This is a genomic window from Parasediminibacterium schistidii, assembly GCF_046546515.1.
In the GTDB taxonomy this organism is placed as follows: domain Bacteria; phylum Bacteroidota; class Bacteroidia; order Chitinophagales; family Chitinophagaceae; genus Parasediminibacterium.
Genome location: NZ_JBKHKJ010000016.1, coordinates 93,212 through 117,936 on the forward strand (window position 1 = coordinate 93,212; position 24,725 = coordinate 117,936).

Below are 24,725 nucleotides of genomic sequence, written 5' to 3' on the forward strand. Positions count from 1 at the left end.
AAAATATCTAAAATAAAAAGCGTTGCTAATTGCCGAGGTGGTGCTTATTAGTACTAGATTCTTTATAATATTTGCCTTTATATTCCATGGGGGACAACCCTGTAATTTTCCTAAAAACTTCCCTAAATGCTTTTACATCCGTGTACCCAACTTCATACATTATTTCATTAATTGTTTTTCGGTTTGTTTCAAACGACTTTTTTGCAGCTTCAATTTTAACCCGCTGCGTATATTCTATGGGCGTGTTGCCCGTGGCTTTAATAAACCGCCGGTCAAAATTCCTCCTGCCAACGTTGAGCATAGAGGATAAGTTTTCAGTTGTAATTTTTTCGTCAATATTCTTTTCGATATACTCCTGTGCTTGAAGCACCAACTCGTCCCCATGCTTTTTTTGGCCTGTAAAAATCACAAATTCAGACTGGGCATACCTATCCATTTCTATCTGGAATGTTTTTGAACAATAAATAGCAGTTTGCCTGCCATAATATTTCTCAATTAAATAAATCATCAAATTGAGAAATGAATAGGCGCCGCCATTGGTGTAAATCCCTTTTTCATCCGTGATTAGCTTATCTGTTTGCAAATTAATATGGGGGAACATCGCCCTGAAATTTTCAGCAACAGACCAATGCGTAGAACAACTTTTCCCGTTTAGCAATCCAGCTGCTGCCAGCATAAAAGCCCCTGTGCATATAGATGCTATTTCGGCACCGTTTTTATATTGTTTCTCCAGCCACGCTATAAGCAAGTCATTGCCTTGCAACGCAAGGTTATAATGATGATTTAAGGATGGCAAAATAATAAGGTCAGCTTTTTCAATAGCCGAAATATGCAGATGGGGCTTTACAGAAAACAACCCTCCATTGAAATCAACTTTTTCAGAAATGCCAGCTAACTGGATGGTAAACAATCCTGCCCTATCGTTTCCTGCCCAATAGGAATTGGCTTTTGTAAATATTTCATACGCTCCTGTAATGCTGCTGAGGTTGTTTTCGCCATTGGGTACTACTATAATGAGGAGTTTCATGTCTTTTTTGCAAATGTAAATATATATTTTGTCTAAAAAGGCCTGCTAGAACGTCTATTTACAACCCTATTGAAGTTAAATATAGACAATAGATTTGCATTGTAAAACTTAAAAACATAAAAATGACACGAACAGAAACAATTGTAAAAATGGTGTTGGACAGATGGGATGCATCCATCAAAAATTGCGGCACACTCCTGAACAATTTAGATGACGAAACATTGCAAAAAGAAATTGCCCCAGGCAAAAACAGGGGCATCTATTTACTTGGGCATCTTATTGCAGTACACGATGACCTGCTTATGCTGCTAGGCATGGGCGAAAAACTATACCCCCAGTTGCAGGAACCGTTTTTGAAACATGCTGACAAGGAAATAACCCAAATACCCTCAGTAGTTGAATTAAGGGCTTTTTGGGCTAACCAATGTGAGGTACTAAAACATAAATTTAGCAGCCTAGTACTAGAGGCATGGTTTGAAAAACACACTGCTGTTTCTACTCAAGAGTTTGTCATAGAGCCGCATCGCAACAAGTTGAATATCATTATTACAAGAACCTCCCATTTGCAATACCATTTAGGCCAATTACAATTACTTAATTAACTAATCTCTATAAAAATGAAATCATCAAGTTTTACGACCACTATTTTAGTTGACAATACGCCAAAAGATGTTTTTAATGCAATCAACAATGTGCGTGGCTGGTGGCAAGGGGCAATTGAAGGCAACACTACAAAGCTAGAAGATGAATTTACCTATCGCATGGGGGAGGTTCATTTTTCCAAACAAAAAATAGAAGAACTTATCCCTTACCAAAAAGTAGAATGGCTAGTTACCGATAGCCAACTGAGCTTTGTGAATACCAAAAACGAATGGACAGGAACAAAAATTATTTTTGAAATAACAGAGATAAATAGCAAAACGCAAGTTAGGTTTATACACTTAGGTTTGGTTCCTGCAATAGAGTGTTATGGGGGTTGCTCTAGTGCTTGGGGGAAACTTATCCAAGAAAGCTTGTTTAGTTTAATAACCACAAGAAAAGGTACAAATGTTTTTGGCTAAGAAGGGGTTGCTTGCTTGTTCTAAAAACAAAGAAAATGAACTTTTAAGTACACCCGTTGGGTTTATTGGCACTATATTTATACATCTTCATGCATAAGTTGCCATACGCTTCGGAATGGTGGCTTTATCGTTTTATACTTCACTTTTTATCTTTCTACTATGATTGGGGCTGCCTTTTTCGTGATTATTGTCATTTATCTTGCCCGTTGGTATTCCCAAAAGCAAAAGCGGTTGGCTGATTTTAAAATGCCCGTAAACACTACCCAGTTGCTGGAGGAAAACGTTTCATTTTATACTGGGCTGGACAATGCAGGAAAGCTGGTTTTTGAAGAACGCATAAAAGATTTTTTGCAGTCTGTCCGCATTACTGGCATTGGCACAACCGTTACAAGCCTTGACCAGATACTGATTGCCTCTGGTGCCATAATTGTAATTTTTGGGTTTAAAGACTGGAAATACAATAATATCTCGGAAATACTATTTTACAAAGATGCTTTTAGCGAAGACTACGATACCAAAAGCAATAACCGCAATATATTGGGCATGGTTGGGGACGGTGCTTTGAAGCAACAAATGATTTTGTCCCAGGCTTCTGTGCATCAATCTTTCAGCAATGCAATAGATGGGCATAACACGGTAATACATGAATTTGCCCATTTGGTTGACAAGGCAGATGGCGCAACCGATGGCATACCCGAATATTTATTGGCACGCCCTTACTTGTTGCCTTGGGTAAAGCAAATGCACCAAACCATACAGCAAATGAAACACAACGAAAGCAACGATATTAATTTTTATGGCACGACCAATGATGCGGAGTTTTTTGCCGTAGTGTCGGAATATTTTTTTGAACGCCCAGAAGCATTGAAAAATCACCACCCAGAATTGTATGGGTTGTTGGAAAGGATGTTTCATCCAGCTTACCCAAAAACCTAGAAGCTAGGGTGTTCGGAATAGGAATACCAAGGTTAGTATAGTTTAAAGCGGAGGTTTAACCACAAAGCACACAAAGTTTTTCGCAAAGAACATAAAGGAAGCTGCCTTTAAGGTAAAACGTTTCACTTAAAGGAACAAAGAATGGTGCAGCTGTATTACCAAACAGTAAATGTAGTTATGCTTAGGGTAGCTGAAAATTGTACTAAAAAGCTCCTATGATTTTGAATAGCCTACCTAGTAGGTTTTGGTAAACTTTCTAGGTTTTTAGGTAAACCACACATTATAATTTAAGAATATTCTTTAATACGACTTTGTACTTTTAAAATCCCCTCGTTTCCATGCTTTTATAAAATCGGCCCAGGCAAACGGGTTCAAGATATTCATCGGGGCTACTTGCCCCGCGTAGTAATATTTGCTGACTTGTTGTTTTAATTGATAGTTTACAGCTTCTTTGCCATCTGCTGGAAGCGTGGCTAATAATATCCTTCGTGAAGCCTCATCCGTGTTCCTGCGGGCAACTTCATAGTTGTCGTCTGGCACTACATTGTTTATAAAGTCCCTTTCAAACTGCTCCCTTGTAGGCCTTGGTCTCAATATGGTTGCTGGCAAGTAGGCAGTATCGCTTACCAGCAGTTGTATAACGCTGTATTGGTTATCGGTAAGGTTGGTTGGTATTTCTATCAATTTATCTTTAAAACCAACCGATGAAAACATGATTTTGTCGCCTTTTAGCACCACTATTGAAAAAACACCATCGCTATTGGTAATGGTACCCCTACCCTTCCCTACTACCAACACGCTTGCAGAAGGCACGCCACGAAGGCTATCGGCAGTCATTACGATACCAAATAACTGTATAATCGAGTCCTTTATTGTAGGCATTTGCTGCGCCTTTACTTGGGCAGCAAACGCAAGGAAAAAAACGGGGAGCAAAAAGCGAATCACTTTGTTCATGGATGCAAAAATATTAAACTGCTCTAACAAGATAAGATACTAATAATGACGAAAAATTGTACCAGTTTCACATTTCGCAACAAAGTAAGGTGCTGACGGGTTACTTTTACAGCCAATTCTCTTTTTTAACAAAAACTTCGTGATGACAGAAGCCGCTATTTTAAGTGCATTGAGCAATGTACAGGAACCTGATTTAGGCAAAGACCTTGTTACTTTAAACATGGTGAAGGATATTGTGATTGATGGCAACCATGTTTCATTTACGATTGTTTTAACCACGCCAGCCTGCCCCATGAAAGACATGATGAGCCGTGCTAGCGAAAACGCCGTGAAATTGCTTGTAAACAAAGAGGCAATAGTAACCGTGAATTTCACTTCTAATACCACCAGTAACCGTAAAGATTCCAAGCTAATATTAGGGGGCGTAAAAAACATTATAGCCGTTGTAAGCGGCAAAGGCGGCGTAGGCAAAAGCACGCTGGCTGCCAATTTGGCTCTTGCACTTTCCGAAGGTGGCGCATCTGTTGGCCTGATGGATGCAGATATATACGGTCCAAGCGTACCCATCATGTTTGGCGTAAGAGGCGAAAGGCCAATGATGAAAGATGTAAATGGCAAAGGGATGATTATGCCACTAAACAAATATGGCATCAAACTTATGAGCATTGGCTTATTGGTAGATGAAAAAAATGCAGTTGTTTGGCGTGGTCCAATGGCTAGCAGTGCTATCCGCCAATTTGTAACAGATGTTGATTGGGGCGAATTGGATTACCTGATAATAGACATGCCGCCTGGCACAGGCGATATACACCTTACTTTGATGCAAACTGTGCCAGTAACCGGCGTTGTGATTGTAACAACCCCACAAAGCGTGGCACTTGCCGATGCAAAAAAAGGGATTGCCATGTTTGGGCAAGCACAGATAAACGTGCCTATTATAGGGCTGGTAGAAAACATGGCCTATTTTACCCCTGCAGAATTGCCTGAAAACAAATATTATTTGTTTGGCAAGGAGGGCGGCAAAAGGCTTGCAGATGAATACGACTTGCCATTCCTTGGGCAAATACCATTGGTGCAAAGCATCAGGGAAGGTGGGGACGAAGGCGTGCCTGCCATGGTTGGCAATGATACGGTATCGCAAAAAGCATTTAGGTATGTTACGGCAACTGCCGTTCGGAACATTGCCATGCGCAATGCAAGTATGCCACAAACGAAGCTGGTGGAAGTAGTAACTGCTTAATGGGGGTGATTAGCCACAAAGACACGAAAACACAAAGGGGTACAAAGAAAAAGAAAGTTAAAACGTATCGATAAAATAAATTTTCTTCTTTTTCTTTTTTCTTTTCTTATTCTTCCTTTAAACCTTTGTGTATCTTTGTGTCTTCGTGCCTTCGTGGCAGATTAACCAAACTTGTACCTGAGTAGAACCCTTTATCTCCTCATGACATTTTGAGGCTTTATGGCAATATGGCTTATATTTTTAAAATAAATTGGCTGCTATGCCCACAACATCAAACATATCTTACAGGGCAGCAACAAAAGATGATTTTGCTTTGACGCTCCGCATTAAAACAAACGCTTTAAGGCAATATATCGAGGAAGTATGGGGATGGGATGATGCTTACCAATATAATTTTCATAGTGAAAGTTTTGGTCCAACCCGTATCTTAATTATCCAAGCAAACAATACAGCCATTGGCTATATAGAAACGGTAGAAACCGAAACCACTGTACACATCTTTAATATATTGATAGAAGCAGCCTATCAGCAGAAAGGTATTGGAACGAGGATACTTAACAATATACTAGACAAAGCTGGTATAGATAAAAAAGCAGTACAACTAGAAGTACTGCAAATAAACACCAAGGCAAGGCAATTGTATGAAAGGCTGGGTTTTGTAATTTTAGAAAAAACGGATGTGAAATATATAATGGTGAAAGCAAAAATATGATTTGGTTGCCCTTTTAAAATGGCTTTGCCATTTCCAATCCGCTTTCTGCATCCCCGTCATTGCGAGGCACGAAGCAAACTGACCTACAAAATTTAGGGAGTCCGATTGTCGGTGAGTAGATTCAGTTTGCTTCGTTCCTCGCAATGACGCTCACTAAATTCGAGATTTCTTATTTATCTAATGACAATGAAAGCAAATTTTGTTATTAAAAAAACTAAAAAAATATCTCTTTGTCAATTTTCTAATAATAAATCAAACAAATCTTTCCAATCGGGATTCATTAATTGTATTAAATTCTCTTTCTGTTTTCTATTGCCTCCTTTTAGTCGTTTTTCTTCTGCTATTGCTTGCTCAATAGAAGAGAAAATTGGTAATAGACCAATTTTGTGCAATTGTATTTTGAAGTAAAACCATGTTCGTATGTTTTACTTTTATGTTCTTGTACTCTTTTTATCAAGTTGCTGCTAACACCAATATAAATAGTACTATTGGTATGGTTAGCCATCATGTACACGCAGCCACCTCTTTGCATGATATATATAATTTATTGATTATTAAGTCTATCCAAAACCTGTTAACTTCATTGTGAATGTACCATATGAGGAAACAGAAAAAAAGAGGTGCATTATTCTTGGCAAGACATTTATTTAACCGTTCCCCAGTCGCTTTCTGCATCCCCGTCATTGCGAGGCATTGCGAGGAACGAAGCAAACTAAACCTGCTCCACAAAATTTAGGCAGCTTAATTAATGGGGCCGTAGATTGCTTCGTGCCTGGCAATGACGTTCACTAGACTCGGGATTTCATAATTTTAAAACCTATTCGTCTATCTCAGATACACTATAAATCAATCTCATAGATGTCATTGCTGAAACATTATTTGTTGCCTTAAAAACAAAAGAGGATGTATCAAAAAAATGACACAGCCTCTTTTATTATCATGCGAGCCTATTTATCAAAGCATTGCTTCCAAAATAGAATGGTCTTTGGCTTCCAGTATAGAATGCCCCATCAAAAATTCATCTACTTTCCTGGCACACTCCCTGCCTTCGCTAATGGCCCAAACTACTAAGCTTTGGCCACGACGCATATCCCCGGCAGTGAATACCTTGGCAATACTTGTTTGGTATCCTTTTTCAGATGCTTTCACGTTGCCCCTATTGTCTATTTCAATATCTAGCTGTTCCAGCATGCCTTCTTTTTGTGGGTGCAAAAAACCCATGGCCAGCAAAGCCAATTCGCAAGGAATTTCCCTTTCGCTGCCCGCTACTTCTACAAAGTGAGCAGGGCGGCCATCGTCTGTTATCTTCCATTCAAGGTCAACTACTTTCACTGCTTTTAGTTTACCATTACCATCACCAACAAATTCTTTAGTTGCTATAGCCCAATGCCTGTGCGCCCCTTCTTCATGAGAAGAAGTTGTTTTTAGTACCATTGGATAAGTAGGCCAAGGCATATGCGGTGTTCTATCTGATGCAGGTTTAGGCATCAATTCAAATTGGGTTACCGTTGTAGCCCCATGACGATTGCTTGTGCCTACACAATCGCTACCGGTATCGCCACCACCTATTACGACTACATTTTTGCCCGTAGCTTTTAGTTCTTTTGCGTAAATATTACTTTCTATATCGGCATAAGCATGCAAATCTATACCCGATACCGCTTTATTATTTTGCTTTAGGAATTGCATTGCATAATATACACCTTCCAATTCACGACCAGGTACTGGCAAATCCCTCGGAACGGTAGAACCACCTGCCAAAATCAAGGCATTGTATTCCCTAAGTAAATCGCCTACTTGTACGTTTACACCTACGTTGGCATGGCATTTAAAGGTGATCCCTTCTTCTTCCATCAATGCAATACGCCTTTCTACTACTGATTTTTCCAACTTAAAATCTGGTATACCGTAACGAAGCAAACCACCCGGTTTATCATCCCTTTCAAAAACGGTTACTGTATGCCCGGCATAGTTTAATTGAGCAGCAGCAGCTAAACCAGCTGGTCCACTACCAATTACAGCTACTTTTTTACCAGTACGCAAATTTGGTTTGCGTGGCTGTACAAAATTTTTGCTAAAGGCAATTTCTATAATATGCTTTTCAATTTCCTCAATAGCTACAGGCGGCTGGTTGATACCTAACACACATGCACTTTCGCATGGTGCAGGACAAATCCTACCGGTAAATTCAGGGAAGTTATTCGTACTGATCAATATTTCGTAAGCCTCTTTAAAGTTACCATCATATACGGCATCATTAAATTCTGGTATTACATTGCCCAAAGGGCAGCCACTATGACAAAAAGGTACGCCGCAGTTCATGCAACGAGCAGATTGATGCCCAAGTTCCTTTTCCGTATAAGGCAATACAAATTCTTTATAGTCGCCTTTTCTCTCTTCTACAGAACGTTTTGCAGGTAAGGTCCTCGTAAACTCTAAAAATCCTGTTGGTTTGCCCATAAGCCATTGCCCCTAACGGGTAATATTTATTTGTTATTTAATACCCCCATCCCCTAAAGGGGGGAAATCATCGTCTTTACTTTTTTGCCATTAAGTCAAAGCCAGTTTTAAACCTATCCTCCCTATCCTAAGGGAAAGGAAGTCAAGTCCCGATAAGAGCAAGGACATAATTTTACAGTTTATTTACTTTACAGTTTAATAAAACCAAAAGCCAAAAAAAATTACCTACTCATAATAAAAGTTCCATAATCAGAAGTAGTGGTTAAATTTTGAAATGTACCACTAACTGTTTTTCCGTTGTTTATCAATTTACCTTTTAACAAATAATAACAAGAATTACTTGTAGAATATAAAGACAAAAAAACACTATCGCAAGTATTTCTATATCCACCAAAGGTTACTGTAGGGCTTGTTGCTGATGAGGTAGCACTACTGACTACAAAATTATTATCTTTCAATATGTAATTTGACGAGCTACTTGCACCTGTAACAGATGTACCCGTAGCATAATAAGTACCCCTAATATCACAAGTTGCTGGAATTACAGTATCCCTGACAACAATTGTATCCCTTATAACTGTTTGCTGTGCCGTTGTTTTATTGCAACTAGTACTTTCAAACAATAATATACTTAACGCAAATGTGGTTAACACTGCCGAAGCCATCCATACTTTTCTCATTTTTAAAGTTTTAGTTTTTAATTTAAAATATACTCCCATTTTCTACTTAGAAGCTGCCTCACCCTTTGAAGCTAGCTTCTTGCTAAGCAATACCTTTTTATAATCTTTAGGGAACACTTTTACAAAGTTTTTCAACTGGTTTTCAAAATCGTCCAGAACAAACTTGGCAACAGAACTACCTGTCAATTGGAAGTGCTTGGTAATCATCACTTTCAATTCTTCGATGTCTTCCGTATTTACAACAGGGTCAAGGTCTATCATTTCCATGTTACAAGTACCTGCGAATGTTCCTTTCACGTCATATACATACGCAATACCACCGCTCATACCTGCTGCAAAGTTTCTGCCTGTATCTCCCAATATAATTACCCTGCCGCCAGTCATATATTCGCAACCATGGTCACCAACACCTTCAACAACTACATTGGCACCAGAATTTCGTACTGCAAAACGTTCGCCCGCTTTACCCCTTACAAAAGCTTCACCGTCTGTAGCACCATAAAAGGCTACGTTACCGATAATGCTATTTTCCTCTGGAACAAATGTTGACCTTTTTGAAGGATAAACAATCAACCTTGCCCCGCTAAGGCCTTTACCAAAGTAATCGTTTGCATCGCCTTCTAATTCCAAAGTAACACCCTTCGTATTAAAAGCCCCAAAACTTTGTCCGGCAGTACCATTGAATTTAAAGTGAATGGTACCTGGTGCCAAACCAAGCGAGCGATAGCGTTTAGATATTTCATTTGATACAACAGTACCTACTGTTCTATCAATATTCCTTATAGGGAATGTTCCAGTTACTTTATCTTGATTTAATAATGCAGGTTGTGCAGCTTCCAGCAATTTCCAATCTAGTATATCGGCCATCATATGGTCTTGCTCTTCTGTATTGTATAAGCCTACATATTCATTTGCTGGCTCCCTGAACAATATTGGCGACAAATCAACTTTGCTATATTTCCAATGGGTAATATTTTCTTTCTGTTGCAAATAATCAGCTTGACCAACCATTTCGTTCACCGTCCTGAAGCCCAATTCTGCCATTATCTCTCTTAGTTCCTCTACCATGAATTTAAAGAAATTAATTACGTGGTCAGGGTCACCTTTAAAGCGCTTACGTAATTCAGGATCTTGCGTTGCAACACCAACAGGGCATGTGTTCATGTGGCATTTACGCATCATGATACAACCTTCTACTACCAAGGCAGCAGTAGCTACACCCCATTCCTCAGCACCCAACAAAGTAGCAATAGCGATATCCCTACCTGTTTTCATTTGCCCATCAGCCTGAACAACTACACGGCTACGAAGTTTATTTTTAACCAGTGTCTGGTGTGTTTCCGCTAAACCAAGTTCCCAAGGCAAACCAGCATGCTTGATAGAACTAACTGGCGATGCACCTGTACCACCATCATTACCAGCAATCAGTACCACATCTGCTTTTGCTTTCGTAACACCTGCGGCAATTGTACCTACGCCTGCTTTAGAAACAAGTTTTACACTAATCCTTGCTGTACGGTTGGCATTTTTCAAATCGAATATCAATTGAGCCAAATCTTCAATAGAATATATATCATGATGCGGTGGCGGAGAAATCAAACCAACACCTGGTGTAGAGTGGCGCACACGTCCAATCCAGTCATCCACCTTATCGCCTGGTAATTGACCACCTTCACCTGGTTTAGCACCTTGAGCCATTTTAATTTGTAACTCATCTGCTTCGGTCAAATATAAGCTAGTAACACCAAAACGGGCAGAAGCTACTTGCTTGATGGCACTACGCATACTATCTCCGTTTGGCAAACGTTCAAAGCGTATTTCATCCTCACCACCTTCACCCGTGTTGCTCTTGCCGCCCAGACGGTTCATGGCAATGGCTAATGTGCTGTGTGCTTCATGGGAAATAGAGCCAAAACTCATTGCCCCCGTAGCAAAACGTTTATAAATATTTTCAGCTGGTTCTACCTCGCTTAGTGGGATAGAAGGTTTATTATGTTTAAAGTCAAGCAAACTTCTTAGCGTACACGCTTTATCACTTTGATCGTTTACGGCTTTTGAATACTTCTTAAAGGTTGCATAATCATTCCTGCTTGTAGCAAATTGCAACAAGTGGATGGTTTGCGGATTGAACAAATGGAATTCACCTTTACGTTTCCATTGATACACACCGCCCACCGGCAAGCGTTCAACGGGAATATCTTTTTTGCTGAATGCAAACTGGTGCTTAGCCAATGCTTCTTTCGCTATTTCATCTAATCCCATGCCTTCAATCCTAGAAGTTGCACCTGTAAAATAACGGTCAACAACTTCTTGGTTTAAACCTACAATTTCAAAAATTTGAGCCCCTTGATAAGACTGTAAAGTAGAAATACCCATTTTAGAGAATACCTTGTACAGACCTTCGCAAACGGCTTTTATGTAATTTTTCTTTAAATAGTCAACGTCTAAAGTAGTATCGAGCTTGCCTTCAAATTTCAAGTCACGGATGGTAGAGAGTGCCATATATGGATTAATGGCAGTAGCACCAAACGCCAATAAACATGCAAAATGGTGTACTTCCCATACATCACCTGCTTCTACAATTAGCCCTACCTGTCCACGATAGTTTTTCCTGATTAAATGGTGGTGCACAGCAGCCACGGCCAGCAAAGAAGGTATTGGTGCATGTTCACTGTCAATAGCCCTGTCGCTTAGTATAATTACCTCAAAGCCATCTTCTACGGCATCGGTTGCATAATGGCAAAGCCTAACCAACCCCTTTTCCAAAGAACCTGGTTTGCCATCTGCCCTGAAATAGGTTTGCAAAGTTTTTGCCTGGAAAATACCAGTATCAATACTCCTAATTTTCTCCAACTCATGGTTGTTTAAAATAGGGTGCTTTAGGGCAACACTGTGGCAAGCCAATGGGTCTTCAACCAATAAATTGCCATTGCAGCCTGCAAAGCAAGCAAGGCTCATTACCAACCTTTCCCTGATGGGGTCAATTGGTGGGTTGGTTACCTGTGCAAATAATTGTTTAAAATAGCTACACAAGTTTTGCGGTTGGTCGCTCAAAATAGCTAGTGGCACATCCGTACCCATGGAGCCAATTGGTTCCTTGCCATCCAAAGCCATTGGGGCAATAATGCTTTCCAAGTCTTCGGTTGTATAACCAAACGCTTTTTGGTATTTGAATATTTGATCATGCTCCAAATGGGTGAAAGATACCCTTGGTTCTGGTAATTCTTCCAACCTAATTTTATATTTATTCAACCATTCGCCATAAGGTTTTTGTGAACAGATGGTTTCTTTCAGTTCATCATCGCTGATAATCCTGCCTTCTTCCATGTTTACAACAAACATTTTGCCTGGTTGTAACCTACCATTTGCAATAATTGTTGCTGGATCTACAGGTAATACGCCTGACTCTGAAGCCATGATTACACGGTCGTCGTTAGTAACACAATACCTTGAAGGACGAAGACCGTTACGATCAAGGGTAGCACCAATTATTTTGCCATCTGTAAATGAAATAGAAGCTGGCCCATCCCAAGGTTCCTGGAAGGTAGCATGAAATTCATAGAATGCCTTTTTAATAGGATCCATTTTTTCTTCATTGTCCCATGCTTCAGGTACTAGCATCATCATTACATGTGGCAATGAACGGCCGCAAAGAGTCAATAATTCTATTACATTGTCTAAGCAAGCACTATCTGATTGCCCTTCAAAAATGATAGGAGAAAGCATATCCATTTCTTCCTTGGAGAAGAAAGGGGAGAAGAAATGGCTTTCAGCCGTTTTAAGCCAGTTTACATTGCCTTTTACAGTATTGATTTCACCATTGTGGGCTATATAACGGAAAGGTTGCGCCAATTTCCATGAAGGGAATGTATTGGTAGCAAAACGGGAGTGGATAAGGCCATAGGCACTTACCATTCTTTTATCACCTAAGTCAGGGAAGTAACCACGTACCTGATTGCTTGTCAATTGCCCTTTATAAACAACAGTTTTGTAAGACAAAGAAGCTATATAGAACCCGACAGGGTCTTTTTTAGTCGTATTATTAATGGTGTGACTAGCATAGTTGCGCAGCACAAAAAGCTTTCTTTCAAAAGCATCTGAATCACGGATATGGTCTGGACAAGCGATAAATACTTGCTCAATTTCAGGCTCAACTGACAATGCAGTAGGGCCAATGTCATTGCGGTTTACAGGCACTTTCCTGTAAGCCAATATTTCAAAGCCAAATTTTTCTACGCAACGGCTGAATATTGCCCTGCATTCTTCCCTCAAACGCATGTCTTTTGGAAAAAACAATACGCCTACACCATACCTGCCGAATACAGGCAAATGCACGCCCATTTTCACACATTCGTCAAAGAAAAACTCGTGCGTAGTTTGTATCATGATACCCGCACCATCACCCGTATTATTTTCACATCCGCAAGCCCCGCGGTGCTCCATATTTTCCAGAATGGTTAACGCGTCGCCTATAATTTGGTGTGATTTGCTGCCTTTTATATTTGCAACAAAACCAATACCACATGCGTCATGTTCAAAAGATGGGTCATAAAGACCTGTAGTGTTTGCCATCAGGATTCAATTAAAAAGTAAACAAATAAAAATCTCCGGTTCAAGAGCAGGCAATGCGTTAGCTCCCAAAGATAATTGAGAAAATCTTTTTACAATAGAAAATTTATTACTAGCCACGAAGACACAAAGGCTCGAAGCTGCACGAAGGAAATAAAGGTTTTACACCAAGTACCCATAGAGGGTATCGTCTCTATTAATTTCCGAGAAATCTATATTGCATTTTTTCATCCTTTCTATCAACCCATTATAATCAGTACGCTTTAGCAGCTCTATACCTACCAACGCAGGCCCCGACTCCTTGTTGGTTTTTTGTATGTATTCAAAACGGGTAATATCGTCATCTGGCCCCAATACATCATTTAAAAACTCACGCAATGCACCAGGACGTTGTGCAAAACTGATTAAGAAGTAATATTTCAATCCCTCATACAGCAGGCTACGCTCTTTTATCTCTGGCATTCTGTCTATATCATTGTTGCCGCCACTTACCACGCAAACTACTTTCTTTCCTTTTATTTGCTCGGCAAATTCATCCAAGCAAGCCACTGCCAATGCGCCTGCTGGCTCTACTACAATAGCATCTTCATTATACAATTGCAAAATAGTAGTACAAATTTTGCCTTCGGCTACCAAGTGCATTTCATCAATTACCGCCTTGCATATAGGGAAAGTAACATCTCCAATGCGTTTAACGGCAGCCCCGTCTACAAACCTATCTATTTTACCCAGTGTTACTGGTTGACCCGCTTCCAAAGCTTTTACCATTGATGGTGCGCCTTCCGGTTCCAGCCCTATTATTTTTGTTTGTGGCGAGGCTTTTTTAAAATAACTACCAATACCTGCGCTTAGCCCACCGCCACCTACGGGTATAAAGACATAATCAATCAATGGTTCTCCCTTTGCCAAAGCCTGTTCCAATATCTCCACCCCTACCGTACCCTGTCCTTCAATAATCCTTTCATCATCAAATGCAGGGATAAAAACCATATTATGGGCTTCCTTATATTGCTTTGCGGCAATGGAACAATCATCGAATGTGTCGCCTATCAGTTTCACCTCTATACTATTGCCGCCAAACATTTTGGTTTGTAGTATTTTTTGTTTGGGCGTACTGGTAGGCATAAATATGACACCTTTTACACCTAAATGGCTGCAACTGTAAGCCACGCCCTGGGCATGGTTGCCCGCGCTTGCACACACCACCCCTAAGTTCAACTGCTGCATAGGCAAGCTGCTCATCATATTATACGCCCCACGTAATTTGTAAGAACGGGCTACCTGTAAATCTTCCCGCTTTAGGTAAACGCTGCACGCATACCTCCGCGACAAATTTTCATTGTATTGTAATGGTGTTTTTATGACCACATTTGCCAATCGCCTGCTGGATGCAGCGAAATCGAATGAAGGTTTTTCGCTGGTGGGTGAGTTGGTTGGTTGTGAGATGCTATTTTGTTTTTCTTCGGGCATTAATTATTTTATTATTTGTTTCTGCTCACCACATATTTCTTAATTATACAACTTGGCTTATTGACATGCAATGGGTTGGTCATTAATTTTTGGGTGGCAGGATACACTACCAAATCCATGTCCTCCATAGGCACTGCGCCTAGCAAAGTTTCATTGTCAATAACCAAAGCAACTACAAAACAAAATGGGTTTCAAAATCTACCCTTATAGAACCAAAATAAGGCAAAAATGCGATGTGCCATTTGCAATAGTGGCCGCCTGTCCAATTTTTCTAAAGCCAATTGGAAGGCGATGGATTCAGGGATACATTAGCATTAAAGCCCTTGTATCCACCAGTGTTTTAATTCCACGGGGGGCAAATGGGGCAAACAGGAATTGCTTAATTGTATGGTTGAATAGGTTAAATCCATAAGGCGAATATACAAAATGCTGGAGGAATATCCAAAAGTGCAGATATGAAGGTTTTTGCTCTTATTTTTTTCTGCTAATATTTTTTTTCCACAAAAGCTTGAGATCTCGAAGTAGCACTAAGAAAAAAAAGCTAACCCCAAATTATGCCCTCAAAATTTTAAGTGAAAATTAAGTAGTTTATAATTTACCCTACTCCTCCACATACACCCTTTTCACCCGTTGGCTAATGCCGGTCATTATTTCATAGGCAATCGTGCCTTCCCATTCGGCTACTTGCTGTATAGGCAGGTGGCTGCCAAAAATTTCCACGGTGTCGCCTTCTTTTGCATCGGGTATGTCGGTTAGGTCTACCATCAGCATATCCATGCATACGCTGCCTACCACAGGGGCAAGCTGGCCATGCAAGTACACTTTGCCCACGCCATTGCCGAGTTTTCTGCTAAAGCCATCGGCATAGCCAATGCGGATAGTGCCTATAATGCTATCCCTATCTAGTTTGCCACGGCGGTTGTAGCCAATGGTGTCGTTTGCTTTTACATGCCTTATCTGTGCAATGGTGCTTTTTAGAGTAGCCACAGGCTGCAAGTGTATATCGGTGCTTTTGGCACTATCTACCCCATACAAGCCAATGCCTAGCCTTACCATGTCATACTGCAAATGTGGGTGGCGGAAAATGCCCGATGAATTGGCAATATGCCGCATGAATGTGTAGGGCAATACCGATTGTAAAACATCGGCAGCTTGGATAAACAAACTAGCTTGGTGCTGTGTAAACCCATCGTGTTCGGCCGCTTCGCTGCCTACCAAGTGGCTAAAAATGCTTTTTACGGCCATGGTGCTGTGCAAAGCCAATTGTTTGATTAGCACAGGTATTTCTTCTGGCTCAAAACCTAGGCGGTTCATGCCCGTGTTTACCTTTATATGAACGGGGAACTTGCTGATTCCCTCATTTAAAAGGTACTCATGGAATTGGTTGTAAAGCGCAAAAGAGTAAATCTCGGGCTCTAGGCTATGTTCTATAAGGGCATCAAAGCCAGCCCTTTCGGCATTCATCACCATGATTGGTAGTGAAATGCCACCTTTTCTTAACTCCACACCTTCATCGGTATAAGCCACGGCTAGGTAATCTACCTTGTGGAACTGTAATACCCTTGCTACTTCTAGGCTGCCGCTGCCATAGCTAAATGCCTTCACCATGGCCATTAGCTTGGTGGTGGGCAGTAGTTTTTGCTGGTATTGTTTCAGGTTGTGCGCCATGGCCGTGAGGTTTATCTCCATCACGGTTTGGTGTACTTTTTCCTCCAGCCATTGGTTGATGCGCTCAAAGGCAAAAGGTCTTGCGCCTTTCAACAAAATATATTCATCCTTAAACAGTGCTACAGGATGGTCTGGGTGTATTTGCAAAAAATCTTCTGTTGTGGGGTAAAATTCTTTGCTGGGCAAGGCATGGAACAAATGCTGCTGTTCGCCAATGCCTTTTCCAATACCAATAAGCCGATTCACGTCCCTTTGTTCTAGTTCTTCTGCAACCAATTGGTATAGTTCGCTGTCTGGTATGCCTGCTTGGAATATGTCTGACAGTATTACCGTAGTAGGGCTGTTGCCAGCCTGCTGTTGCAGGTAATCCAGCGCAAGGCCAAGGGAAGAAAGGTCGTTGCTGTAACTATCGTTTAATACATGGCAATTGTTGATGCCTTTTTTCAGTTGCAGCCGCATTTCCAAGTGTTGCAGATGCTGCACCCGTGCTTGTATGGTTTCAAAAGGTATTCCCAATAGCAGCATGGCACTGATGCAGGTATAGGCATTGTCCAGCGAGGCCTTGTCGGTAAATGGGATATTTACGGTATAAGGTTTGCCCTTGTACATCATCATGGCCTGGGTTTTCGTGCCAGCTTCCAGCTCGGCAATAATGCGCAAGGTGGCTGGCTGCTCCCTACCCCAGGAAAACAATTCAATTTTTTGGTGGAAAAGCAAATGCTTGTTTGCCGCAATATCCAAAACCTCGCCAACAGAATCAATATAATAAATCAGGTGCTTGCACAAGGAAAAAAGCTGTAGCTTCTCTAGTGCTTTTTGTTTATTGTCTAAATAGCCTTCGGAATGGGCTTCGCCAATATTGGTCAAAATGCCAATAGTAGGCTGGATAATGGCTGCCAAGGCAGGCATCTCGCCAGAGGTGGATATACCCGCTTCAAAAATGCCTAGCGTATGCTGCTTGTTCATTTGCCACACGCTCAATGGCACGCCTATCTGCGAATTGTAGCTGCGGGGGCTGCGCACAATATTGTAATCTGGGTTTAGCAGTTGGTAAAGCCATTCCTTAACAATTGTTTTTCCATTGCTGCCAGTAATGCCTATTACTGGATAGTCGAAGCCTGCCCTGTGTATGCCCACCAAGGTCTGCATCATTTTTAAAACATCGCTCACGATTAGGAAATTTGCATCGGGGTACAAGGCTTCGTCAACGGGCTGGCTCACCACAAAATGGCGCACGCCACGCTGATAAGCCTCCCCGACAAAAGAATGCCCGTCCCTGCGGGGTCCAGTAAGGGCAAAAAACAATGATGTTTTAGGGAAGATGATTTTACGGCTGTCCACCACCAAATATTCTATTGATGCTGGCAGGCCTGTGCTGGCCTTTGTGTCAATCTGCTTTACTGTATCCAAAATACTTAGTGCCTCTTTGTTTTTTTGTGCCTTAGTGGCTATAATTTAAGCATACTTTCTTTTCCTTGCCCATTGCAGCAACAAACCTGCCAAGATAACCAAGCCTATCGGTGCTGCTATATTAATCAATTGCCATGTAAGCCTTTCGGCTTCCAACTTTTTTTTATCCAGCAGGCGAAGGGTAAATTCTTTGTTCCTGCTTTCAAATATGCCATTGTTGCTTACCAAGTAGTCCACGCAATTTAACAAAAACTCACGGTTTGCAAAACGGTAGTTTTCAAATGGCAGCTCTCCCATGGCCAACGGCCCATTGGTAGCAGTAATGGCATTGGTAACAATGTCTGCATCAGACATTACTATTTGCTTGCTATCATTTACACACATTGCAGCAAAAGGTTTGCCAGTTGCTTTTTGCACAGAATCTGTAACATTGCTAGTAAGCCTGTTTGCAAACAAAGATGTAAACTTTCCTTCCAACAACACTGCTATTGGGATATAGCTTTTAGTAAAACTCCTAAAATCGTTTTCGTCTTTTACACTATTGGCGCTCACCAAGGCAGGCGTGGCCAGTGTTCGGCTATTGCTATCCGTTGCTAGTAAAATTGTTTTAGCAATGCCGGGGGATTTTACCGTATCGATACTTGACGGGAATATGGGCAATACCTTGTCTAAATTTTTGGCAATAGGGTTGTTGTTAGTGCTTGCCAGCAAGGGGTAATAAGGCCAAGGCACACGCTCCATCCGGGGGCTTTTGTCGGGGTTATAACCAATAACAAGGGGTAGTTTAGAGCAATTCAAATCCTGCACCAAATCGCCATTGATGCGTACGCCATACCTAAAAAGTATGTCATCAATATTCAGGTTGCGGTCATAAGCCACATATTCACTCTTGCTACGCATTAAGCTATCTAGCTCTGCGTGCAATTTATCTATGCACCAGATTATTTTGCCGCCATTCATTACATATTGATCTAGCTTCAGTTTGTCTTCATCGCTAAAAGGGTTCGTGGGTTTTACTATCAGCAAAGCCCCAATTTTAGCTGGGTCCGGGTATGCTTCCCTCAGGTTAAATACGCCGAGCTTATACTCTGTACGCAGGCTTTCCCCCAAATCATTTACTGTGCGGTCTATAGGCTCGCCATTGCCAATGGTGTAGGCAATGGTAGGTACTGTGGTGCGGGTAAGTTTGTCAATGGCATTGGCAAACTTAAATTCCAAGAGGGCTTCGGCTGCATTGCGTGTGGCTTCGGCATCCTCCTGAGGTATGTCGTTTACCACATTAAATTGCTTGTACACTTTTTTGCTGCTCCGCAAATCCACCGCAACAGGCCGCTTGCCGCCGTAGCTTACCAATGCCGATGGGATGATTAATTGGTTGGTTTGCTTTTCGTGCTTGTTCTCGGTTACTTCGCTGCGCTCAAACACCACGCCTAGCCTGGCAAGGCTATCGTACAACATTGCCTTGGCAGTATCCTCTTTTAAGTCTTCGCCGGGTTTTTCAAAGCTTACTTGGATATTGTTGTTCGATACTTGTTTTAGTTCGTCTAGAAAATCTTTGGTGGCAATGCTTAGTTTTTTATAATCGACTGGCAGGTCGCCCGTAAGGAATACCTGCACTTTTACCACATCATCCACATTATTCAACAGCTTTTTTGTGGAAGCATTCAGGCTAAAACGTTTTTCTGCTGTAAGGTCCAAACGGTAGGAAACAAAAGAGACGGCATATACTATTGCTATGAATAGCACTACCATTAGGGCCCAACTATATTTATAATTCAATAATTTTTGCATGGTGTTTTTTAATGTGTACTACTGATTAAAAGAAAAGAATTGTCATCTGTCATTTGGAGATGCTATTCATTTGCTTCTTTTAGTGCCAGTAGCTCAATTTCTAGCGATACCCTAAAATCAGTCTTCTTTATTTTTTCCAGGAGTGGTTTAATGGAGGGGATTATCCCCTTTAACTTTGCCTTAACAAGTACACCAATTGTACTTGTAAGCGAAATTCCAAGTTTTTCCGCTATTTTCCTTGCTTTATAATCATCTAAAATCACTGTACAGTCGGGTATTTCGAGTGCTAATGCTATAGCACTTGATTCGCCTTTATCAATTTGCATTTCCAAAATTTGTTGCCTGTATTTGTCAGTAGCTGTTGCAAGTTCCACCCATTCAGGAAGGTCATCGCCATATTCCTTGGCTATATCAGGTGTAGTTATAATTTGCCCATACACTTTTTGCAAAAGAGTAAGCTCGCCAATATTTGCTAGAATGATAAAACAACTAGTATCTGAAATGATGATTTTACGCATTTGCTACGTCTCTTGATAAATCTGATGCAGGAAAATTAAAAATAGAAACATCATAGCTGCCTAATAATTCTGCAAAAGTGCGTTTAGTTAAACCTGCTACTTCTGCGGCTTGCCCGAGTGAAAGTTTACCTTGCTCATACAAACGGGTAGAAACAAGCATAGCTAAGTCCCTGTTGTTTACTTCTAATGAATCCGGTATGTCGAGTGTTAATGTTTTCATTGTTCAAAGGTAACTAATTAAAAAAGCCATAATAGGCAATGTTTTAGGCTAAAATGGAGATGCTTTCTTCTATCGCTTCAAAATATTCCTCTGCGTAACCAGCAAAAACAAAACAATCAACCCAACAAAATAAATCATGTCCCTTAAATCTACCACGCCACGGCTTATGCTTCGGTAGTGGGCGTGTATGCCCAGCATTTCTATATAATAATCTCCCCCTGCCTTGAAAACAGGCAACCTGCTGATGGCATCAAACCCATTGTATAGTAAAAAACAAACAAATGCCCCAGCAATAAATGCAACTACTGTATTGTTAGTAAAACTGCTGGCACAAATGCCCACGGAGGTGTAAACTGCCCCTAAAAATACAAGACCAAAATAGCTGCCGATTGTTGCGCCCATATCAATGCCGCCAATGCTGCTTAACGCCTGTATAGACACGGCATAAATAACCGTTGGCACCAATGCGGCTACCACAATCAACAAGGAGCCAAAGAATTTGCCGCCTACTATTTGTGCCGGCCGCAAGGGCAATGTTTTTAATATCTCAAAAGTGCCGCCCTTGTATTCGTCGGCAATGCTGCGCATGGTAACGGTAGGCACTAGGAACAATAAAATAAAAGGGGTAGTGTTGAAAAAGCCGCCGAGGGTGGCATAGCCAAAGTCGAGCAGGTTGCTGTCTGGGAACACAAAGAGCAGCAAGCCATTGAGCAAAAGGAATACAATAATGGCCAAGTAGCCCGTGAGGCTGCTGAAAAATTGCTGCCATTCTTTTTTACAAATCATCCACATGGCTTCAAAAATAATCTTCTTGTGGATTTGTGGGTATATTATTATGTTTTGTTTAACCCGGATTATGCAGTTGACTTCGTTATGAAAGGCTCAAATGCAATAAATACAAGTATTTGAGCCGAATTTTTGGTCGAAAACATAGTGAACTATGGCAAGGCTAAAAAATCAAGCAAATGCTTGTGTTTGAAGTAGTTGAGTCTTGCAATAGATTTCAACTGCAAAATCCGGGTTTAACCACATTGGCTATATGTTTTTTGCCACAAAGCCATAAAAACAGGAAGAAGCACAAAGAAAATGGGGAAAGGAGAAAAAAGCAGCCTAATTCTTTTTTGAGGTACTGATTAGTTTTGAAAACAATTATGGCTTAAAATTCCAATCACGATTGAACAATAGTAGCCACGGGTGCCATACTTGGTAAACAATTATAATTGAGGGCTAAACCTAAAAGGATTGAACTCTTATTTTTTAAACAATAAAAATTGCCATGCATTATCTGTATAGGCACGTTTCCTAAATAACCTTCCCCAATCCAATTAATTTCTAAAAGATTACTTAACCCCAAAGAACACAAAGATTTTGCGCAAAAAACACAATGCAATTATATTAAGACAAACTTTTCACTTTAAGGACACAAAACAGTAATGTTAAGTCAGCAAAGTGAAGAAAGCCTTATTTGAAAATGGTGAAAGTTTTTTTTAAAAGTTATTATGTAGGTTAATTAGGATAAAACATTAAATAAGGGTTTGGGCATGTACCCAAACCCTTATTTAATGTTGAAGAAGAAGCAATTAATTAACTTTAGTCAAAACAAAAGTACCACCTCCGGTTGGTGTAGGGTAATTTTGCCAAATTCCAGAGGTAAGTGTACCTGTATTTTTATTAAATAATGCTACATGCTTTTCTTTCACTCCAATATTGGATTGTATCCCATATATACAAGTAGTAATACTAATTAAAGTGTCACCATGCAATTGCCATTTCCCAGTACTAAAGTGTTGTACACTAGCACCTATGGTTTCATTTACCAATGTGCTATCAGGCTTAATTGTAAAACTGAAATACTGGTTCCCAGAAGAAGGCATCCCAGTAGTTGTATAATACCCAATCCACAAACCAGTCAGGCTCAATTTCGCATTAGGGCAATACTGAACGCTGTCGTGTACTATTATGGTATCAGTTTTTACAGCAGGATTAGCGATTGCCTTATGACAGCTACTCATTTGAATAATTGTAATAGCGGCAGCAAATACAGTTAGTAGAAAAGAACCCATTAATAGCTTTTTCATTTTCAGTATTAAAGCAGTTAAAAAAATTTTATAATAAAAACAAAAATAGCTGTTTAGGCTGAATAAGTTTATAGGGGGTGAATGAAAGTTTTTCGCTTAGTTATTAAAAAATCAAACTAGCCCAACCTCACCCCTACCGAAAGACCGGGACAAGTTACCCAAAGGAAAAGATATCAAGAACAGGGCAAGGGGACAATATTTGCATATTTTTAATAATATATTTTTTATCTTGCTTTGTATTAAAATAGTTTCAGTTTTGCCATTTTTGTGGGATTATTACACTGTTTCTTTTTTCAAAAATCGTTGCCATACTTGTAAGCCATTGATTATCAACAATAACATCAAATTTTCGTGAGTGATTCCTGCGTATTTTGTGCTTTATTTTTGAGTGTTTTATGCTCATTTTTTGCATAATTTATGCGTATTTCTGCGTATTTTACAGCTATAAATACAAAACTAAATTTTGGGACTATAACTATCTTAATATTAGTAAAAAAACAACTACGATTAGAATGCCAAGACACTAGTTTTGCAAGTAGTTTGTATTAAGTTCATTTCTAAACAAAGGTAAGGTTTTTATAGATTGAGGAGCATACGGACAAAGCGAAAAAGTTTTATGCACCCGTTTATAGGAGTGCATTTCAAAATTTAGTTTTTTATTGTTTTCAACTGCAAAATCTAGGTTTAAAAAGTATCCTATATGGGGGAAATTTTGGATACTCATGGGGGAATATTTCCCCCATATAGGATTTTCATTTTGGACTATATACCTATTCATGCCAATTTTACATTAAAGGAGCATAGGGGCATTTTGGCCTTACCTCCCGATTCGAATGTTGGTTGGCTTAGGAAAATGATAATCCACCATCAAAATCTTATCAGTTTCTTATCAATAAATCATCAATCTACTATAGTAAAACTATCATTCCATTATCAATACATTATCATAAAATTCACTTAAATTATAATAAAAAATGAGGCTTAAAAAACACAAACAACTGAATATCAATTAATTACAGGCAAAAAGGAGAAATAGCAAAAAAATAAATCACTTAAAAGCAGAAAATAAGCCATTCCAAATCTTCACTTAGTTCTTCTTATTCCCTCGTTTGTTCTTGCTCCATTTCCCTTGTTCTTGCCCCCCTCTCCCTTTGGATAGGGTTGGGGTGGTGTTGGGCTGAGCTGAGGCCAGGATCTAGGGTGGGGGCTTTCACAATCAAATAGTAAAGCTTCTTCTAAATAAAAAAGGGCAATAAAAAGTGAAGATTTGAAATGCACCCCTTCAAAGTCTGTATTGCCTTTGTATCTTTTCATTCCTTATTTTCGCCACTATTCAAAAAGAAATAAGCCATGCAAGAAGACATAGACCTGATATTGGAAGACACAGAGGATAGTATGAAAAAAGCCATCAACCACTTGGAAGCAGAACTGGTAAAAATACGCGCAGGCAAAGTAAGCCCTAACATGCTAGATGGCATTACCGTGGAATATTATGATGTGCCTACGCCTATTGCACAGGTGGCCAACATTACAGTTATGGATGCCCGTACGCTTACCATACAACCGTGGGAGAAGAAGATGTTAGCACAAATAGACCGTGCCATCATGGGTGCTAATATTGGCGTAACGCCACAAAACGATGGCGTGCAAATACGTTTGTTTATGCCGCCGCTTACAGAAGAAAGGCGTAAAGACATGGTAAAAAAAGCAGGTGGCGAGGGCGAGCAAGCCAAGATAGCCATCCGCAATATCCGCAGGGACGGCATTGAGCAAATTAAAAAACTACAAAAAGACGGCCTTAGCGAAGACATTGCCAAAGGCACCGAAAAATTAATACAAGATATAACGGACAAATTTATTGCACTGGTAGAAAAACATTTGGCTGCCAAGGAAAAAGAAATGATGACGATATAGTAGTCATAAGTAGTAAG

19 protein-coding genes are annotated in these 24,725 nt (G+C 40.2%); 6 read left to right on the forward strand and 13 right to left on the reverse strand.

Translation table 11 applies throughout. The annotated features are described in order from the left end of the window. Positions 1-25 precede the first annotated feature (25 nt). Positions 26-1,027 carry a GlxA family transcriptional regulator gene (locus ACHFIY_RS10810; RefSeq protein ID WP_410846107.1) on the reverse strand — a complete coding sequence of 334 codons (1,002 nt, stop codon included), beginning with the start codon at positions 1,025-1,027 and terminating at the stop codon, positions 26-28. 122 nt (positions 1,028-1,149) lie between these two features. On the opposite strand from ACHFIY_RS10810, the gene ACHFIY_RS10815 reads away from it, so the two are divergent. The 3 genes from ACHFIY_RS10815 (at position 1,150) to ACHFIY_RS10825 (ending at position 3,024) form a co-directional block, all read left to right on the forward strand. Further along, a complete protein-coding gene (locus ACHFIY_RS10815) occupies positions 1,150-1,629 on the forward strand; it encodes a DinB family protein (RefSeq protein ID WP_410846108.1) in 480 nt (159 codons plus the stop codon). A gap of 15 nt (positions 1,630-1,644) precedes the next feature. Continuing rightward, the gene (locus tag ACHFIY_RS10820) at positions 1,645-2,088 is read left to right on the forward strand and encodes an SRPBCC family protein (protein ID WP_410846109.1); all 444 of its coding nucleotides are present in this window, start codon (positions 1,645-1,647) and stop codon (positions 2,086-2,088) included. 159 nt (positions 2,089-2,247) lie between these two features. After that, complete coding sequence (locus ACHFIY_RS10825) at positions 2,248-3,024, forward strand: M90 family metallopeptidase (RefSeq protein WP_410846110.1); 777 nt, start codon at positions 2,248-2,250, stop codon at positions 3,022-3,024. Positions 3,025-3,324: 300 nt separating this feature from the next. On the opposite strand, the gene ACHFIY_RS10830 is transcribed toward ACHFIY_RS10825, so the two are convergent. Further along, a complete protein-coding gene (locus ACHFIY_RS10830; RefSeq protein WP_410846111.1) occupies positions 3,325-3,978 on the reverse strand; it encodes a carboxypeptidase-like regulatory domain-containing protein in 654 nt (217 codons plus the stop codon). A 142-nt stretch (positions 3,979-4,120) separates the two neighbouring features. On the opposite strand from ACHFIY_RS10830, the gene ACHFIY_RS10835 reads away from it, so the two are divergent. Both ACHFIY_RS10835 and ACHFIY_RS10840 read left to right on the forward strand, forming a co-directional pair. After that, positions 4,121-5,218: an Mrp/NBP35 family ATP-binding protein gene (locus ACHFIY_RS10835; protein WP_410846112.1), complete on the forward strand. Its 1,098-nt coding sequence runs from the start codon at positions 4,121-4,123 to the stop codon at positions 5,216-5,218. A 259-nt stretch (positions 5,219-5,477) separates the two neighbouring features. Next, positions 5,478-5,930, forward strand: a complete 453-nt coding sequence (locus ACHFIY_RS10840) for a GNAT family N-acetyltransferase (RefSeq protein WP_410846113.1) — start codon at positions 5,478-5,480, stop codon at positions 5,928-5,930. 340 nt (positions 5,931-6,270) lie between these two features. On the opposite strand, the gene ACHFIY_RS10845 is transcribed toward ACHFIY_RS10840, so the two are convergent. The 11 genes from ACHFIY_RS10845 to ACHFIY_RS10895 form a co-directional block, all read right to left on the reverse strand. Further along, positions 6,271-6,462 (reverse strand): GIY-YIG nuclease family protein, encoded by a 192-nt coding sequence (locus ACHFIY_RS10845; RefSeq protein ID WP_410846114.1) that lies wholly within the window; start codon positions 6,460-6,462, stop codon positions 6,271-6,273. A gap of 422 nt (positions 6,463-6,884) precedes the next feature. Beyond that, on the reverse strand, positions 6,885-8,390 hold the full coding sequence (locus ACHFIY_RS10850) for a glutamate synthase subunit beta (protein ID WP_410846115.1): 1,506 nt from the start codon (positions 8,388-8,390) through the stop codon (positions 6,885-6,887). A gap of 221 nt (positions 8,391-8,611) precedes the next feature. Beyond that, positions 8,612-9,070, reverse strand: a complete 459-nt coding sequence (locus tag ACHFIY_RS10855) for a hypothetical protein (RefSeq protein ID WP_410846116.1) — start codon at positions 9,068-9,070, stop codon at positions 8,612-8,614. Between the two features lie 42 nt (positions 9,071-9,112). Beyond that, on the reverse strand, positions 9,113-13,642 hold the full coding sequence (gene gltB, locus ACHFIY_RS10860) for a glutamate synthase large subunit (RefSeq protein ID WP_410846117.1): 4,530 nt from the start codon (positions 13,640-13,642) through the stop codon (positions 9,113-9,115). Positions 13,643-13,801: 159 nt separating this feature from the next. Next, positions 13,802-15,109 (reverse strand): threonine ammonia-lyase, encoded by a 1,308-nt coding sequence (gene ilvA, locus ACHFIY_RS10865; RefSeq protein WP_410846118.1) that lies wholly within the window; start codon positions 15,107-15,109, stop codon positions 13,802-13,804. A 600-nt stretch (positions 15,110-15,709) separates the two neighbouring features. Beyond that, positions 15,710-18,187 carry a bifunctional UDP-N-acetylmuramoyl-tripeptide:D-alanyl-D-alanine ligase/alanine racemase gene (locus ACHFIY_RS10870; protein ID WP_410846119.1) on the reverse strand — a complete coding sequence of 826 codons (2,478 nt, stop codon included), beginning with the start codon at positions 18,185-18,187 and terminating at the stop codon, positions 15,710-15,712. A gap of 45 nt (positions 18,188-18,232) precedes the next feature. Further along, entirely contained in the window at positions 18,233-19,978 is a 1,746-nt protein-coding gene (gene gldG / locus ACHFIY_RS10875; RefSeq protein ID WP_410846120.1) for a gliding motility-associated ABC transporter substrate-binding protein GldG, read from the reverse strand. A gap of 62 nt (positions 19,979-20,040) precedes the next feature. Further along, the gene (locus ACHFIY_RS10880) at positions 20,041-20,496 is read right to left on the reverse strand and encodes a PIN domain-containing protein (RefSeq protein ID WP_489685640.1); all 456 of its coding nucleotides are present in this window, start codon (positions 20,494-20,496) and stop codon (positions 20,041-20,043) included. After that, positions 20,489-20,716 carry a UPF0175 family protein gene (locus tag ACHFIY_RS10885; protein WP_410846121.1) on the reverse strand — a complete coding sequence of 76 codons (228 nt, stop codon included), beginning with the start codon at positions 20,714-20,716 and terminating at the stop codon, positions 20,489-20,491. The genes ACHFIY_RS10880 and ACHFIY_RS10885 overlap by 8 nt, the downstream gene beginning before the upstream one ends. A gap of 69 nt (positions 20,717-20,785) precedes the next feature. Beyond that, positions 20,786-21,508, reverse strand: coding sequence for an ABC transporter permease subunit (locus ACHFIY_RS10890; protein ID WP_410846122.1), 723 nt, complete (start codon positions 21,506-21,508; stop codon positions 20,786-20,788). A gap of 788 nt (positions 21,509-22,296) precedes the next feature. Next, positions 22,297-22,794, reverse strand: a complete 498-nt coding sequence (locus ACHFIY_RS10895; RefSeq protein WP_410846123.1) for a hypothetical protein — start codon at positions 22,792-22,794, stop codon at positions 22,297-22,299. Positions 22,795-24,144: 1,350 nt separating this feature from the next. Here ACHFIY_RS10895 and frr point away from each other — a divergent pair. Continuing rightward, positions 24,145-24,708 (forward strand): ribosome recycling factor, encoded by a 564-nt coding sequence (frr, locus tag ACHFIY_RS10900; protein WP_410846124.1) that lies wholly within the window; start codon positions 24,145-24,147, stop codon positions 24,706-24,708. Positions 24,709-24,725 lie beyond the last annotated feature (17 nt).